Raw genomic sequence first — 14,112 nt, 5'->3', positions numbered from 1 at the left:
ATGGCCCTGTCGCTTACCAAGGAATCCCTGAACGCCGAAAAGGCGGGCCAGTGGTTCGACCGGCTGCAAAGCCTGCAGATCACCCGTCGGCTCGGACTGATGGCGATGATCGCCGTGGCCGTGGCGGCAGGTCTGTTCGTGTTCTTCTGGTCGCAGAAGCCCGGCATGGTGCCGCTGTACACCGGGCTGGACCAGAAGGCCACCGCCGAAGCCACCGACCTGCTGCGCGCCGCGCAGATTCCCTTCGAGCTGGATGCCGCCACCGGCGGCATCACCGTGCCGGAAAAGAACCTGCACGACGCGCGGCTGAAGCTGGCCGGCTCCGGGCTCACCGACAGCGGCCGGCTCGGCTTCGAATTGATGGAACGCGATCCGGGCTTCGGTGTCAGCCAGTTCATGGAAAACGCCCGCTACCAGCATTCGCTGGAAACCGAGCTGTCGCGGACCATCAACACGCTGCGCCCGGTGCGTGATTCGCGCGTGCATCTGGCCATTCCCAAGCCCAGCGCCTTCACCCGCCAGCGCGATGTGGCCAGTGCCTCGGTGGTGCTGGAACTGCGTGGCGGCCAGCAGCTTGAGCGCGGGCAGATCGATGCGATCGTGCACATGGTCGCCGCCAGCATCCCCGACCTGGCGCCGGAGCGGGTGACCGTGGTGGACCAGAGCGGGCGCATGCTGAGCGTGTCCGATCCGAACAGCGATGCGGCGATGAATGCCGCGCAGTTTGAACAGGTGCGCCGCCAGGAAACCTCGTTCAACCAGCGTATCCGTGAACTGCTGGAGCCGATGACCGGCCCGGGCCGGGTCAATCCGGAAGTCAGCGTGGACATGGACTTCTCGGTCATCGAAGAGGCCCGCGAGCTGTACAACGGCGAGCCGCAGAAGCTGCGCAGCGAACAGCTCAGCGAGAACAGCAGCAACGTGCCGGGCCCGCAGGGCGTCCCGGGCGCCACCAGCAACACCCCGCCGGGTCCGGCGGCGGCCCCGGCCACCGCACAGGCGCCGACCGAGTCGTCGAAGAACGCCACCCGCAATTACGAGCTGGACCGTACCCTGCAGCACACCCGCCAGCCGGCCGGCCGGATCAAGCGGGTGTCGGTGGCGGTGCTGCTCGACAACGTGCCGCGTCCCGGCGCCAACGGCAAAACCACCGAGCAGCCGCTCTCGGCAGCCGAGCTGACCCGGGTCGAAGCCCTGGTCAAGCAGGCCGTCGGCTTCGATGCCGAGCGTGGCGACACCGTGTCGGTGATGAACGCGCCGTTCGTCCGCGAGGTCACCCCGGTCGAAGGGCCGAAGTGGTGGGAACTGCCCCAGGTGCAGGACGGCCTGCGCCTGCTGCTCGGCGCGATCGTGGTGCTGGCGCTGGTGTTCGGCGTGCTGCGCCCGGCACTGCGCTCGATCACCGGCTCAGCCAAGAAGCCGGACGAAGACGCGCTGGAACCGCATGGCGCCGACGTACACCTGGTCGAGGACGGCGATGCGCTGCCCGCACTGGGCTCGGACCGCAACCCTGCGGGCGGACATGAAACGCTGGCACTGCCGGTGGACTCCTACGAGGAACGACTGCGCATGGCGCGTGAAGCTGTAAAGACCGATTCCAAGCGTGTGGCGCAGGTCGTCAAGGGCTGGGTGGCCAATGACTGAGGCCCCTCCCCTGACCGGTGTGCAACGCGCCGCCGTACTGCTGCTGTCGCTGGGTGAACTGGACGCCGCCGAAGTGCTGCGCCACATGGAACCCAAGGAAGTGCAGAAGATCGGCATCGCGATGGCGACGATGACCGATATCACCCGCGAGCAGGTCGAGCGCGTGATGGACCAGTTCGGCAGCGAGCTGGGCTCCAAGACCTCGCTCGGCGTGGGCTCGGACGACTACATCCGCAACATGCTGGTGCAGGCCCTCGGCAGCGAGAAGGCCGGCAACCTGATCGACCGCATCCTGCTCGGGCGCAACACCACCGGCCTGGACGCGCTGAAGTGGATGGACCCGCGTGCCGTGGCCGACCTGGTGCGCAACGAACACCCGCAGATCATCGCCATCGTGATGGCCCACCTGGAAACCGACCAGGCTGCCGACGCGCTCAAGCTGCTGCCCGACCGCACCCGCGTCGACGTGCTGCTGCGCATCGCCACCCTGGACGGCATTCCGCCGAACGCGCTCAACGAACTCAACGAGATCATGGAACGCCAGTTCGCCGGCAACCAGAACCTGAAGTCGTCCAACATCGGCGGCGTCCAGTGCGCGGCCAACATCCTCAACTTCATGGACAGCGGCCAGGACCAGGCCATTCTCGGCGAGATCGCGCGCATCGATGCGCCGCTCTCCGGGCGCATCCAGGACCTGATGTTCGTGTTCGACGATCTGGTGGACCTGGAAGACCGCGAACTGCAGCTGGTGCTGCGCGAAGTCAGCGGCGAACGCCTGGGCCTGGCCCTGCGCGGCGCCGACATCAAGGTGCGCGACAAGATCACCCGCAACATGTCCCAGCGCGCCGCCGAGATCCTGCTCGAGGACATGGAAGCCCGTGGCCCGGTGCGCCTGTCGGACGTGGAAACCGCGCAGCGCGAGATCCTGGCGATCGTCAAGCGCATGGCCGATGAAGGCACCGTCACCATCGGTGGCAACGCGGAGGCGATGCTGTGAACAACGCCGTGCGCTGGCTCGCCCCGGATCTTCTGGCGGTTCCCGAACCGCCGGTGGAGGAGACCTTCGAACTCACCGAGCCCGATCCGGAGCACGAACCGGAGCCGATCCTGCAGCTGCCGACGCTGGAGGAAATCCAGCAGATCCAGGACGAGGCCGAGAAAGACGGCTTCGAGCGCGGCCACGCCGACGGGCATGCCCAGGGCCAGGCCGAAGTGCGCCGCCTGGCGGCGCAGATCGAAGGCATCCTGGACAATTTCAGCCGGCCGCTGGTGCGGCTGGAGAACGAAGTGGTCGCCGCCCTCGGCGAGCTGGCGGTACGCATCGCCGGTACGCTGGTCGGCCGCGCCTACGAGGCCGACCCGGCGCTGCTGGCGCAGCTGGTCGGCGAGGCCATCGATGCCGTTGGCGGCGCCACGCGTGACGTGGAGGTGCGCCTGCACCCGGACGACATCGCCGCGCTCACGCCGCTGCTGCAGCTCGCCCCGCACCAGCGCCTGAGCGCCGACCTCAGCCTGAGCCGCGGCGACCTGCGCGTGCATGCCGAAGCGGTACGCATCGACGGCACCCTGGAAGCACGCCTGCGCGGCGCGCTCGACGCGGTGATCCGCAAGGCCGGAGCCAGCGCATGAACACCGACACCCTTCCCGCCCCCGCCGCCGACTGGGCCGCCGCGCGCAACCTGCGCCTGGCTGCGCGCCTGGACGGCATCCAGCCTGATACCGCGCACGGGCGCGGCCTCATCCGCGAGGGCGTGCTGCGCCGCGCGGTGGGCCTGACCCTGGAAGCGGTGGGCTGCGAATCGCCGCTGGGCGCCAGCTGCAAGGTCGAAGTCATGGACGGTGGCTGGGTGGATGCCGAAGTGGTCGGCTTCGCCGGCGAACGCACCTATCTGATGCCCAGCGCCGAACTGCACGGCCTGCTGCCGAACGCACGCGTGGTACCGGCCCTGGGCCGTGGCGGCGTCGAAGTCGGCGAAGGCCTGCTCGGGCGCGTCATCGATAGCGATGGCGTGCCGCTGGACGGCAAGGGGCCGATCCGTGCCGAAGGCACCGTCGGCATGGCCGGCGTCTCGATCAACCCGCTGGCGCGCGAGCCGATCACCCAGCCGCTGGACGTCGGCGTCCGCGCGATCAACGCGCTGCTGCCCATTGGCCGCGGCCAGCGCGTGGGCCTGTTCGCCGGTTCGGGCGTGGGTAAATCCACGCTGCTGGGCATGATGACCCGCTACACCGCCGCCGACGTGATCGTGGTGGGCCTGATCGGCGAACGTGGCCGCGAAGTGCGCGATTTCGTCGAAACCACCCTGGGCGAAGAAGGTCTGCGCCGCGCCGTGGTGGTGGCCAGCCCGGCCGACCGTCCGCCGCTGGCGCGTCTGCACGGCGCCTACCGCGCCACCGCGATTGCCGAATGGTTCCGCGACCAGGGCCTGAATGTCCTGCTGCTGATGGATTCGCTGACCCGCTTCGCACAGGCGCAGCGCGAAATCGGGCTGTCGGTGGGTGAGCCGCCGACCACCCGTGGCTATCCGCCGTCGGTGTTCGCCAAACTGCCGGCGCTGGTCGAGCGCGCGGGCAACGGTGCCAAGGGCCGTGGCTCGATCACCGCCTTCTACACCGTGCTGACCGAAGGCGACGATCCGCAGGACCCGATCGCAGATGCCGCGCGCGCCATTCTCGACGGCCACATCCTGCTGTCGCGCCGGGTCGCCGACAGCGGCCTGTACCCGGCCATCGACGTGGAATCCTCGGTCAGCCGTGTGGTCACGGAAATCGCCGATGAACCGTGGCGCCTGCGCATCCGCAAGCTCAAGCGGCTGATCTCGGCGTACTCGACCAACCGCGACCTGATCGCCATCGGCGCCTACCAGCGCGGCAACGACCCCGCCACCGACGAAGCGCTGGAACGCTGGTCGGACATCGTTGAATTCCTCGGCCAGGACGTCGCCAAGGCGGCCGATCTGCCGCACAGCCAGGCCGCACTCAAGCGGCTGGTGGAACCAGAGACTTAACCCATGATCCAGTCCAAGCGAATCGACCCCCTGCTCAAGCGCGCCCAGGACCACGAAGACGAGGTCGCACGTGACCTGGCCGAACGCCAGCGCATGCTCGACACCCATCTGTCGCGCCTGGACGAACTGCGTCGCTATGCCGAGGAGTACGCCAACGCCCAGATGGCGGCCACCAGCCCGGCCCAGCTGATGAACCGCCGCGCCTTCCTGGACCGTCTGGACAGCGCGGTGGCGCAGCAGCGCCAGACCGTGGACAACAACCGTGAGAAGGTCGAGGCCGAGCGCGCGCGCCTGATCCTGGCCAGCCGCGACAAGCAGGTGCTGGAACAGCTGGCCGCCAGCTACCGGGCGCAGGAGAAGGTGCTGATCGACCGCCGCGACCAGCGCGAGATGGACGACATCGGCGCGCGCCGCAGCCGCCAGGCCCAGCGCAGTGACAGCGACGGCGACAACGGAGGCACGCCGTGATGCCGCCGGCCGTGCTCGGCGGCAGCCCCGCCCCCGCCGCCACCGGCAAGACCGGTGGCGCCCCGGCGCGCAGCGACAACGCGCCCGGCGACGCGCGCCGGGACTTTGACACCCTGCTCAAGAACGACGGCAGCACCGGCAAGCGCGCTGGCGCCGGCGACGGCAAGCCCAAGGCGGACACGCCCACGGCCAACGACGGACGCGGCACCGCCGCCGACCGCCCGAAGGCCGGCCGCCGCGACAGCGCGTCACCGAAGGACGCCGACGCGGCCGTCGAGACCACCGCTGCCGCACCGTCAACGCCTGCCGCGCAGGACAGCAGTGAACCCACCGACACCGCGCCGTGGCCGCCGCTTGGCCTGGCCGGCCTGGCCCTGGCCGGCATCGACCCGCAGGTCAGCGCCCCGCCGCCGACCACCGCTGCGGCTTCGTTGCCGGCCACGACCGCCTTGCCCAGCGCTGTGACGGCACCTGCAGCAGCGCCCACGTCCCCGACCGCGCCCCTCGCCGTTGCCGCCGACGCCGGCACCGAGCCGGCTGCGATGCTGCTGCCAGCCGATACCGGGATGACCTCGGACGCGGAACTGCTGAAGACCGTCAGCGAGGCGATCACCACGGCCAGCGATGGCGGTGATGCGCCGACGACCCCGCTGCTGCATGCGCTGCACGCCGCCGCGGAGCTGAAAACGGCGGCCCCCGGCGCGCCCTTCACCGGTACGCCAACGGCCACGCCGCACCTTGGCGGCGACGACTTCGAGGACGCCATCAGCGCCCGCGTCGGTTGGCTGGCCGACCAGAAGATCGGCCATGCACACATCAAGATCACCCCGAACGACCTTGGCCCGATCGAGGTGCGCCTGCACCTGGACGGCGACAAGGTCCATGCCGCCTTCACCAGCGCGCATGCCGACGTCCGCCACGCACTGGAAACCAGCCTGCCGCGCCTGCGCGAAATGCTCAACGAGCAGGGCTTCCAGCTTGGCAATGCCGATGTGGGCCAGCAGCAGACCGCGCAGGACGGCAAACCCGGCGAAGGCCGTGGTGGCCTGACCGGCGACGACGGCGAACCGTCGCTGGCCGATGCCACTGTTTCCCCGGCGCAGCTGATGCGCCAGCGTGGGCTGGTGGACGCCTACGCGTAACGCGTGCCGACCAGCGGTCGGCACCCGGCGCCCGCAAGCGGTACCGGGCCGTCAATTTTCCGGCAAGCGCGGCCGGAGCCATTCAGGCACACCCTTTGCATGTAGCCAGGAAGCAATCCAATGGAGCTTCCCCTCGTGGCCGCAGCCGCCGACAAAACCAAGAAATCCGCCGAAAAGGACAAGGCCGCCAAGCCGCGCAGTCCGCTTCTGATCACCGCCCTGGTCGCGGTGCTCGCCGCCGGTGCCGCCGGCGGTGGTGTGTGGTACTTCACCCAGTCCAAGCATGACGAAAAGCCGACCAAGGCCACCGCCAGCAAGGGCGTGCCGGCCCCGGCGCAGTACTTCGGCCTGGAGCCGCCGTTCGTGGTCAACCTGAACGGGTCCTTCGACGGTCCGCGCTACCTGCAGGTGGAAGTGCAGCTGATGACCCGCGATCCGGCCGCAATGGAAGCGATCAAGGTTCACACACCGGCCATCCGCGCCAAGCTGCTGATGCTGTTCTCGCAGGTCGAGCCGGCGCAGATCGCCGACCGCGCCGGCAAGGAGCGCCTGCAGGCCGACTCGCTGGCCGAAGTGCAGAAGCTGCTCAAGGCCGAGACCGGCACCAAGGGCGCCGACGAACTGCTGTTCACCAGTTTCGTGACCCAGTAAGGGCATGCCATGAATGACCTGCTTTCCCAGGACGAGATCGATGCCCTGCTGCACGGCGTGGACTCCGGTGCGGTGGAGACCGATATCGATGCAGCGCCCCCCGGCGAGGCGCGCTCCTACGATTTCGCCAGCCAGGACCGCATCATCCGCGGTCGCATGCCGACCCTCGAGATGGTCAACGAGCGCTTCGCCCGCCTGTGGCGGATCGGCCTGTTCAACCTGATCCGGCGTTCGGCCGAGCTGTCGGTGCGCGGCATCGAGCTGATCAAGTTCAACGATTACATGCACTCGCTGTACGTGCCGACCAACCTGAACCTGATCCGCTTCAAGCCCCTGCGTGGTACCGGGCTGATCGTGTTCGAGCCGACGCTGGTGTTCGCCATCGTCGACAACTTCTTCGGCGGCGACGGGCGCTACCCGACCCGTATCGAAGGCCGCGAATTCACCGCCACGGAAATGCGGGTCATCCACCTGCTGCTCAAGCAGACCTTCGCCGACCTGCAGGAAGCGTGGGCACCGGTGATGGACGTGGAGCTGGAGTACATCAACTCCGAGATCAACCCGCACTTCGCCAACATCGTGACGCCGCGCGAATACGTGGTGGTCTGCCGGCTGCATGTCGAACTCGACGGCGGCGGCGGCGACATCCACGTCACCCTGCCCTACTCGATGCTCGAGCCGATCCGCGAACTGCTCGATGCCGGCATCCAGAGCGACCGCAACGACCGCGATGCCAGCTGGGGCGTGATGCTGCGCGAACAGCTCAACATCGCCGAGGTCACCCTGTCCAGCGTGCTGGCCAGCAAGCGCATGAGCCTGCGCGAACTGACCCGGCTGAAGATCGGCGACATCCTGCCGATCGAGCTGCCGGCGCAGGTGCCGGTGTGCGTGGAGAACATCCCGGTGTTCACCGGCGAATTCGGCATCGCCAACGGCAGCAACGCAGTGAAGATCACCGCCACCCACCCCCCGGGCGTCCGCCCGCGCGTTCCCGTAATCCAGGAAGACCCGCAATGAACGACATCGAAACCAACGAGCCGGCACCGGCACAGTTCACCAACCTGCAGTCCGACGAGATCCCCGGCAGCACCGACCTCAACCTGGATGTGATCCTCGATGTGCCGGTCACGCTGTCGCTGGAAGTGGGTCGCGCGCGTCTGCCGATCCGCAACCTGCTGCAGCTCAACCAGGGCTCGGTGGTGGAACTGGAGCGCGGTGCCGGCGAGTCGCTGGACGTGTTCGTCAACGGCACCCTGATCGCCCACGGCGAAGTGGTGGTCATCAACGATCGATTCGGCGTGCGCCTGACCGACGTGGTCAGCCCGAGCGAACGGATCCGGAGACTGCGTTGAGTGCCTGGGCGCTGATCGCCGCCGGCACCACCACCGCCAAGGTGGGCCAGCACGCCGCCGCCGCGCCGAGCATGTTCGGTGCCGTGCTGGCGCTGCTGGCGGTGCTGGCCCTGATCGTCGGCCTGGGCTGGCTGCTCAAGCGCATGCCGGGCAGCGGCTTCCGCCCTGCCGAAGGCCTGCGCGTGGTGGCCAGCCTGACCGTTGGCGCCAAAGAGCGCGTGGTGGTCGTGGAGGTCAACGGCGAGCAGCTGCTGCTCGGCGTGACTGCCGGTGGCATCAACGCCCTGCACCGCCTGCCCGAACCCCTGCCGCCGCCCGCCCCGACGCGGCTGCCGGACTTCAAACACTTGCCGAATTTCGCGCAGATGCTGCAACAGCGGCTGCGCAAGGACTCCTGACATGCGTGGCCCTCGTAAATCCTGGACCCATTACCTGCCCCTGCTGATGCTGCTGGCCCTGTGCGCGCTGCCGGCACTGGCCTGGGCCGCCCCCGGCCTGCCCGGTACGCCGTCGCTGCCGGACGTGAACGTCGGCAAGATCGGCGGCCAGCCGGTGAGCCTGCCGCTGCAGACGCTGCTGCTGATGACGGCGATCACGCTGATCCCGTCGATGCTGCTGGTGCTGACCGCGTTCACCCGCATCATCATCGTGCTGGGCCTGCTGCGCCAGGCACTGGGCACCGGACAGACCCCGTCCAACCAGGTGCTGCTCGGCCTGGCCCTGTTCCTGACCGCGATGGTGATGCTGCCGGTGTGGCAGAAGGCCTGGGGCAGCGGCATGGCGCCCTACCTCAATGGTGAGATCGACTTCCAGACCGCCTGGACGCTGACCACCCAGCCGTTGCGCGCCTTCATGCTGGCGCAGATCCGCGAAACCGACCTGATGACCTTTGCCGGCATGGCTGGCCACGGCACCTACGCCAGCCCGGATGCGATTCCGTTCCCGGTGCTGGTCGCCTCGTTCGTCACCAGCGAGCTGAAGACCGCCTTCGAGATCGGCTTCCTGATCTTCATCCCGTTCGTGATCATCGACCTGGTCGTGGCCAGCGTGCTGATGTCGATGGGCATGATGATGCTGTCGCCGATGCTGGTCTCGGCCCCGTTCAAGATCCTGTTGTTCGTGCTGGTCGACGGCTGGGTCCTGGTGGTGGGCACCCTCGCCGCCAGCTTCAACGCGGTCTGAGGTTGCCATGACGCCCGAACTCGCCCTTACCGAACTGCGCGGTGGCCTGATCACCGTGTTGTGGGTTGCCGGCCCGCTGCTGCTCACCGTGCTGATCGTTGGCGTGGTGGTCGGCGTGGTGCAGGCTGCCACCCAGCTCAACGAGCCCACCATCGCCTTCGTGGCCAAGGCCGCCGCGCTGACAGCGGTCCTGTTCGCGCTGGGCAGCCTGCTGATCGGCCACCTGGTGGAATACACCACGCTGCTGTTCCAGCGCATTCCCCACCTCATCGGCTAGGCAGGCACGCACGATGGATTCGGCCACCCAGATGGCTGCCGATGGCCTGCAGGCCTTCGGCATGATCGGCACCATCCTGTGGACCATGCTGCGCATCGGCGCGATGGTCATGGCAATGCCGTTGATCGGTACCCGTGCGGTGCCGCAGCGGGTGCGGGTGATGCTCGCCGGCGCGCTGGCCATCGCCCTGTCGCCGATGCTGCCGCCGGTACCGGCATGGACCGGGTTCGATGCGGCCACCGTGCTGAGCATCGCGCGCGAACTGGCGATCGGCGTGTCGATCGGCTTCCTGCTGCGGCTGGTGTTCGAGGCCGGTGCGATGGCCGGCGAACTGGTCGCCCAAGGCACCGGCCTGGCGTTCGCGCAGATGAGCGATCCGCTGCGCGGTGGCAGCTCCGGCGTGATCGGGCAGTGGTTCTACCTGTTGTTCGGCCTGCTGTTCTTCACGTCCAACGGACACCTCGCGCTGATCTCGCTGCTGATGGACAGCTACAAGGCCGTGCCGATCGGCGCCGAGCTGCCTAACGTCGATGCCTTCCTGAGCGCCGCACCCACCTTCCTGCTGCAGGTGTTCCGGGGCGCGCTGACACTGGCCCTGCCGCTGACCGTGGCCATGCTGGCGGTGAACCTCGCGTTTGGCGTGCTGGCCCGGGCGGCACCGGCACTGAACCCGATCCAGCTTGGCCTGCCGGTCGCCCTGCTGCTCGGCCTGTTCCTGCTGACCGTGCTGGCCGGGGAGATGGGGCCACCGGTGCAGCGCCTGTTCAATGCCGCGTTCCAGGCCGCCGACGGCGTAACGCACTGAGCCCGGGGCGCGGTGCACGTTCCGTCACGGTTTGCCGCATCACCCCTTGCGAGACCCCCCGGGCATCGCGGTAGTCTTCACGGGTAGCGTTCGTTTCATCGGAGTCATGGGGAGACTGCCGGTGAGGGTGCCATTGCGCGCCCTCGGTGATCACGGCGGTGTACGCCATGCCATCGCATTCGTGCAGGCCAGGGAGAGTCACCCATGCTCATAGGCAGCTACGCCCCGTCCCTCGTACTGATTTCGCTGCTGGTCGCCGTGATGGCGTCCTTCACCGCGCTGGACATGGCCGCACGGGTCACCACCGCCCCTACCCGGCGCCAGACCGCGCTCTGGCTCGCCGGTGGCGGTTGCGCGATGGGCCTGGGCATCTGGTCGATGCACTTCATCGGCATGCTCGCCTTCCGCCTGCCGATTCCGCTCGGCTACGACATCGCCATCACCGGCACCTCGCTGCTGGCGGCAATCGCCTCCTCCGTGTTCGCCCTGTGGCTGGTGTCGCTGCCCACCCTGCCGCATGGGCGGCTGGCGCTGGGAGCGCTGTTGATGGGCATCGGCATCGCCTCGATGCACTACCTGGGCATGGCCGCGATGCGCATGCAGCCGGGCATCGTGTACGACCCGGTCTGGTTCACGGCCTCCGTGCTGATCGCCGTGGCCGCCTCCTGGACAGCCCTGTTCGTGGCCTTCCGCCTGCGCGGCAGCCAGCGTCGCCTGCGCGACCGGCTGGCGCCGGCCGTTCTGCTGGGCACGGCGATCGTGGGCATGCACTACACCGGCATGGCCGCGGCACGCTTCCCGGCCGGCAGCATCTGCGGTGCGGCCGGCCAGGACGGGCTGCAGACGCAATGGCTGGCGGCGATCGTGCTGGTGCTCACCATCTCGATCCTGACCATCGTGCTGGTCGTGTCCTGGCTGGACCAGCGCATGCAGTCGCACCTGCTGCGCGTGCGCAACTCGGACCTGCGCACCTCGCTCTACGACGCCCAGGCCGAACTCACCCAGGCCGCCCTGCACGATCCGCTGACCCGGCTGCCCAACCGCCTGCTGCTGCAGCAGCACATCGAGCAGTCGCTGGCCCAGGCAGAGCGCAACGGCACCCGCTTCGCCGTGATGTTCATGGACCTGGACGGCTTCAAGCAGGTGAACGATGCGTATGGCCACCAGACCGGCGACGCCCTGCTGGTTGCCGTGGCCGAGCGCACCCGCCAGCTGCTGCGCCCCGATGATGTGATCGCACGGTTGGGCGGCGACGAGTTCGTGCTGGTGGTCGGCATCGACAACGGCGAGGACATCGCCGCCCTTGCCAGCCGCATCATCCAGACCATCGGCCACGAGCCGCTGCTGCCCGACCATGAGCTGCAGGTCACCGCCAGCATCGGCATCGCCATCTGCCCCGACCATGCCGCCAGCGAACGGCAGCTGATGGCCTTCGCCGACGCGGCGATGTACCAGGCCAAGGAAGCCGGCCGCAATGCGCAGGTGCTGTTCTCGGACTGGATGAACGACAGCGCCGAGCAGCAGTTCCAGCTCCTCGCCGACCTGCGCCGGGCGATCGGCACCGACCAGCTGTTCCTGCACTACCAGCCCAAGACCCGGGTGGCGGCCCACACCGTCTGTGGCGCCGAGGCCCTGATCCGCTGGCGGCATCCACAGCACGGCCTGGTGCCGCCCGAACGCTTCATCCGGCTCGCAGAACGCAGCGGAGTGATCAACGAGATCGGACGCTGGGCCCTGGACGAGGCCTGCCGCCAGCTGCGCGAGTGGCACGACGCCGGCCATGACAGCTGGACCGTCTCGGTCAACCTGTCGCCGATCCAGTTCAGTTCGCCGGACCTGCTGCAGGAAGTGCGGCGCGTGCTGCAGACCCACCGCATGGACCCGCGCCGGCTGATCCTGGAGATCACCGAGAACACCGTCATGCGCGACACGGAAGCCAGCCTGCGGCTGCTGCAGTCACTGGCCACCCTGGGCGTCGGCATCTCCATCGACGATTTCGGTACCGGCTATTCCAGTCTGCTGTACCTCAAACGGCTGCCGGCCAGCGAGATCAAGATCGACCATGCGTTCGTGCGCGACCTGGAAAACAGTTCGGAGGATGTGGTGATCGTCTCGGCGATCGTCGCCCTGGGCCATGCGCTGGACATGGACATTGTCGCCGAAGGCGTGGAAACCGCCGGCCAGCGCGCGTATCTGGAGCGGCTGGGCTGTGACTACCTGCAGGGCTATCTGCTTGGCCGGCCGGTGGACGCGCAGCGCTTCATGCAGCTGCATGACCATCCGCGGCCACGGGTGGAAGTGGCGCCGGAGTGGAGCGCGGACGAAGACCTCTCGCCACCGGGACACCCGGCCGGCTGAGCGCCGCCACCCGGGTCACTCCAGCAGCGTCGCATCGGTGACATCCAGCAGCCCCAGCTGCGCCATCCGCGCTTCCACCTCGTGCACCTGGCGCAGGTGCGCCTTGTTGCGCAGGTCCAGACAGCCCTCTACGGACACGATGATCGTGCCGCGGCCGTTGACCACATGGACGGCAGCGGCTTCGGGGAGGTATCGGTGTGGAACCAGTTCCGGGACAAACCCCATCCAGCCAAGCCAGCGGCGATGCGGGAACAGGCGGTGGTGCTGGACGTAAGTGTCGAAACCCTCTTCATCAGGGAGAGCGCATGTCACGTCGGTAGCAATGTGAAGGACACCCAACACCTCCGCAAGGGCCGCCACGACGCTGCGCACCATCTGCAGCGTGCCATCACGTCCGAACGCTTCCACAGGCTGATACAGGGAGATCGTACAGACGCCAAACCAGGGCCTGAGCGCAATCTCCACACGGCCGGGGGACAACCATGCAGCGGGGGTGTGTGCTGTCGTAATGACACCCTCGACCGTGCTGGGCAATGTGCTGTAGTCAACGCGATCGGCGTCTGCGTAGCGCTGCATCCTCTCCATGAACCCGGGCGGATTGGAAAGTGGCATCAGACCGCGATCCGGCGCTCGAGGCAGGGAGACCCACGCTGACGGGGGCGGAAGCACCCCGTGCAGCGTTTCGAGCATACGCACGAGGCAATCATGCACAGCCTCGGACGTCATCGAACGTTCGGGGAGAATGGCCTCGACGAGCACACTTCTCATCGTCATGGGGAGTACCGGCAAGCGGATGACAGCGGCCCAAATGCTTTGGAGGCGGCTTCATAGCAAAGGCGCTGCAGAAAATGCCACTCCAGCTTTACGGGAGCACCTTGTCGATGGACATGCAGCGACTGGGCGCTCAGTTGACGCATCCAGCTTTCAACTACATTCGGCGACCTGAATCTGGCCCAGCCTTGCAGTTCTCCGTCGCTCTCAAAGAACTGCTGGTAGTGCCCCTTCGCCTCGATCACCGTGCAACGCGAACGCCAGAATCCATCGAAGCGGATCGGGCCGTGTCGCCATTCGGTGATCGTGATTTCGGTCCTGGACGTTGGCATCCTGGCCAGCACCCGGTCCATCGTCCCGTTGGACGCGCAGCGCTTCATGCAGCTGCATGACCATCCGCGGCCACGGGTGGAAGTGGCGCCGGAGTGGAGCGCGGACGCAGACCTCTCCCCAC

16 protein-coding genes are annotated in these 14,112 nt (G+C 68.0%); 14 read left to right on the top strand and 2 right to left on the bottom strand.

Going from position 1 to position 14,112, the window contains the following annotated elements; all coding sequences use genetic code 11:
• The 14 genes from fliF (at nt 1) to ACLB90_RS19060 (ending at nt 12,887) form a co-directional block, all read left to right on the top strand.
• Complete coding sequence (gene fliF, locus ACLB90_RS19125; RefSeq protein ID WP_411850928.1) at nt 1-1,644, top strand: flagellar basal-body MS-ring/collar protein FliF; 1,644 nt, start codon at nt 1-3, stop codon at nt 1,642-1,644.
• A gap of 10 nt (nt 1,645-1,654) precedes the next feature.
• Nucleotides 1,655-2,641, top strand: coding sequence for a flagellar motor switch protein FliG (fliG, locus tag ACLB90_RS19120; RefSeq protein WP_026070521.1), 987 nt, complete (start codon nt 1,655-1,657; stop codon nt 2,639-2,641).
• Nucleotides 2,638-3,273, top strand: a complete 636-nt coding sequence (locus ACLB90_RS19115) for a FliH/SctL family protein (RefSeq protein WP_411850927.1) — start codon at nt 2,638-2,640, stop codon at nt 3,271-3,273. The genes fliG and ACLB90_RS19115 overlap by 4 nt, the downstream gene beginning before the upstream one ends.
• Nucleotides 3,270-4,652: a FliI/YscN family ATPase gene (locus ACLB90_RS19110; protein ID WP_411850926.1), complete on the top strand. Its 1,383-nt coding sequence runs from the start codon at nt 3,270-3,272 to the stop codon at nt 4,650-4,652. Before ACLB90_RS19115 ends, ACLB90_RS19110 begins: the two co-directional genes overlap by 4 nt.
• Before the next feature lie 3 nt (nt 4,653-4,655).
• The gene (gene fliJ, locus ACLB90_RS19105; RefSeq protein WP_411850925.1) at nt 4,656-5,120 is read left to right on the top strand and encodes a flagellar export protein FliJ; all 465 of its coding nucleotides are present in this window, start codon (nt 4,656-4,658) and stop codon (nt 5,118-5,120) included.
• Nucleotides 5,120-6,262: a flagellar hook-length control protein FliK gene (locus tag ACLB90_RS19100; protein ID WP_411852802.1), complete on the top strand. Its 1,143-nt coding sequence runs from the start codon at nt 5,120-5,122 to the stop codon at nt 6,260-6,262. The genes fliJ and ACLB90_RS19100 overlap by 1 nt, the downstream gene beginning before the upstream one ends.
• A 120-nt stretch (nt 6,263-6,382) precedes the next feature.
• Nucleotides 6,383-6,913 carry a flagellar basal body-associated protein FliL gene (fliL, locus tag ACLB90_RS19095; RefSeq protein ID WP_411850924.1) on the top strand — a complete coding sequence of 177 codons (531 nt, stop codon included), beginning with the start codon at nt 6,383-6,385 and terminating at the stop codon, nt 6,911-6,913.
• A 9-nt stretch (nt 6,914-6,922) separates the two neighbouring features.
• A complete protein-coding gene (gene fliM / locus ACLB90_RS19090; protein WP_017356079.1) occupies nt 6,923-7,930 on the top strand; it encodes a flagellar motor switch protein FliM in 1,008 nt (335 codons plus the stop codon).
• The gene (fliN, locus tag ACLB90_RS19085) at nt 7,927-8,265 is read left to right on the top strand and encodes a flagellar motor switch protein FliN (protein WP_411850923.1); all 339 of its coding nucleotides are present in this window, start codon (nt 7,927-7,929) and stop codon (nt 8,263-8,265) included. Before fliM ends, fliN begins: the two co-directional genes overlap by 4 nt.
• An 11-nt stretch (nt 8,266-8,276) precedes the next feature.
• Entirely contained in the window at nt 8,277-8,663 is a 387-nt protein-coding gene (gene fliO, locus ACLB90_RS19080; RefSeq protein ID WP_411852801.1) for a flagellar biosynthetic protein FliO, read from the top strand.
• A gap of 1 nt (nt 8,664) precedes the next feature.
• Nucleotides 8,665-9,447 (top strand): flagellar type III secretion system pore protein FliP, encoded by a 783-nt coding sequence (gene fliP / locus ACLB90_RS19075; RefSeq protein WP_411850922.1) that lies wholly within the window; start codon nt 8,665-8,667, stop codon nt 9,445-9,447.
• Between the two features lie 7 nt (nt 9,448-9,454).
• Entirely contained in the window at nt 9,455-9,724 is a 270-nt protein-coding gene (locus ACLB90_RS19070; RefSeq protein ID WP_017356083.1) for a flagellar biosynthetic protein FliQ, read from the top strand.
• Between the two features lie 13 nt (nt 9,725-9,737).
• A complete protein-coding gene (gene fliR, locus ACLB90_RS19065) occupies nt 9,738-10,529 on the top strand; it encodes a flagellar biosynthetic protein FliR (protein ID WP_411850921.1) in 792 nt (263 codons plus the stop codon).
• A gap of 204 nt (nt 10,530-10,733) precedes the next feature.
• Nucleotides 10,734-12,887 carry a putative bifunctional diguanylate cyclase/phosphodiesterase gene (locus ACLB90_RS19060; RefSeq protein WP_411850920.1) on the top strand — a complete coding sequence of 718 codons (2,154 nt, stop codon included), beginning with the start codon at nt 10,734-10,736 and terminating at the stop codon, nt 12,885-12,887.
• Between the two features lie 15 nt (nt 12,888-12,902).
• Here the strand turns inward: ACLB90_RS19060 and ACLB90_RS19055 are convergent, their stop codons facing one another.
• Together ACLB90_RS19055 and ACLB90_RS19050 are read right to left on the bottom strand one after the other, a co-directional pair.
• Complete coding sequence (locus tag ACLB90_RS19055) at nt 12,903-13,661, bottom strand: hypothetical protein (protein ID WP_411850919.1); 759 nt, start codon at nt 13,659-13,661, stop codon at nt 12,903-12,905.
• Nucleotides 13,658-14,038 (bottom strand): Tox-REase-5 domain-containing protein, encoded by a 381-nt coding sequence (locus tag ACLB90_RS19050; protein WP_411850918.1) that lies wholly within the window; start codon nt 14,036-14,038, stop codon nt 13,658-13,660. Before ACLB90_RS19050 ends, ACLB90_RS19055 begins: the two co-directional genes overlap by 4 nt.
• Nucleotides 14,039-14,112 lie beyond the last annotated feature (74 nt).

Origin of the sequence: Stenotrophomonas sp. LGBM10, assembly GCF_046736075.1 — a bacterium.
GTDB lineage: Bacteria > Pseudomonadota > Gammaproteobacteria > Xanthomonadales > Xanthomonadaceae > Stenotrophomonas.
This window is presented reverse-complemented; position numbering and strand designations above follow the sequence as displayed.

Bases quoted from the DNA above. Each gene is read 5' to 3' on its own strand.
- fliF (WP_411850928.1), top strand. From the start codon at position 1: ATGGCCCTGTCGCTTACCAAGGAATCCCTGAACGCCGAAAAGGCGGGC.
- ACLB90_RS19110 (WP_411850926.1), top strand. From the start codon at position 3,270: ATGAACACCGACACCCTTCCCGCCCCCGCCGCCGACTGGGCCGCCGCG.
- fliJ (WP_411850925.1), top strand. From the start codon at position 4,656: ATGATCCAGTCCAAGCGAATCGACCCCCTGCTCAAGCGCGCCCAGGAC.
- ACLB90_RS19100 (WP_411852802.1), top strand. From the start codon at position 5,120: ATGCCGCCGGCCGTGCTCGGCGGCAGCCCCGCCCCCGCCGCCACCGGC.
- fliL (WP_411850924.1), top strand. From the start codon at position 6,383: ATGGAGCTTCCCCTCGTGGCCGCAGCCGCCGACAAAACCAAGAAATCC.
- fliM (WP_017356079.1), top strand. From the start codon at position 6,923: ATGAATGACCTGCTTTCCCAGGACGAGATCGATGCCCTGCTGCACGGC.
- fliN (WP_411850923.1), top strand. From the start codon at position 7,927: ATGAACGACATCGAAACCAACGAGCCGGCACCGGCACAGTTCACCAAC.
- fliP (WP_411850922.1), top strand. From the start codon at position 8,665: ATGCGTGGCCCTCGTAAATCCTGGACCCATTACCTGCCCCTGCTGATG.
- ACLB90_RS19070 (WP_017356083.1), top strand. From the start codon at position 9,455: ATGACGCCCGAACTCGCCCTTACCGAACTGCGCGGTGGCCTGATCACC.
- fliR (WP_411850921.1), top strand. From the start codon at position 9,738: ATGGATTCGGCCACCCAGATGGCTGCCGATGGCCTGCAGGCCTTCGGC.
- ACLB90_RS19060 (WP_411850920.1), top strand. From the start codon at position 10,734: ATGCTCATAGGCAGCTACGCCCCGTCCCTCGTACTGATTTCGCTGCTG.
- ACLB90_RS19055 (WP_411850919.1), bottom strand. From the start codon at position 13,661: ATGACGATGAGAAGTGTGCTCGTCGAGGCCATTCTCCCCGAACGTTCG.
- ACLB90_RS19050 (WP_411850918.1), bottom strand. From the start codon at position 14,038: ATGAAGCGCTGCGCGTCCAACGGGACGATGGACCGGGTGCTGGCCAGG.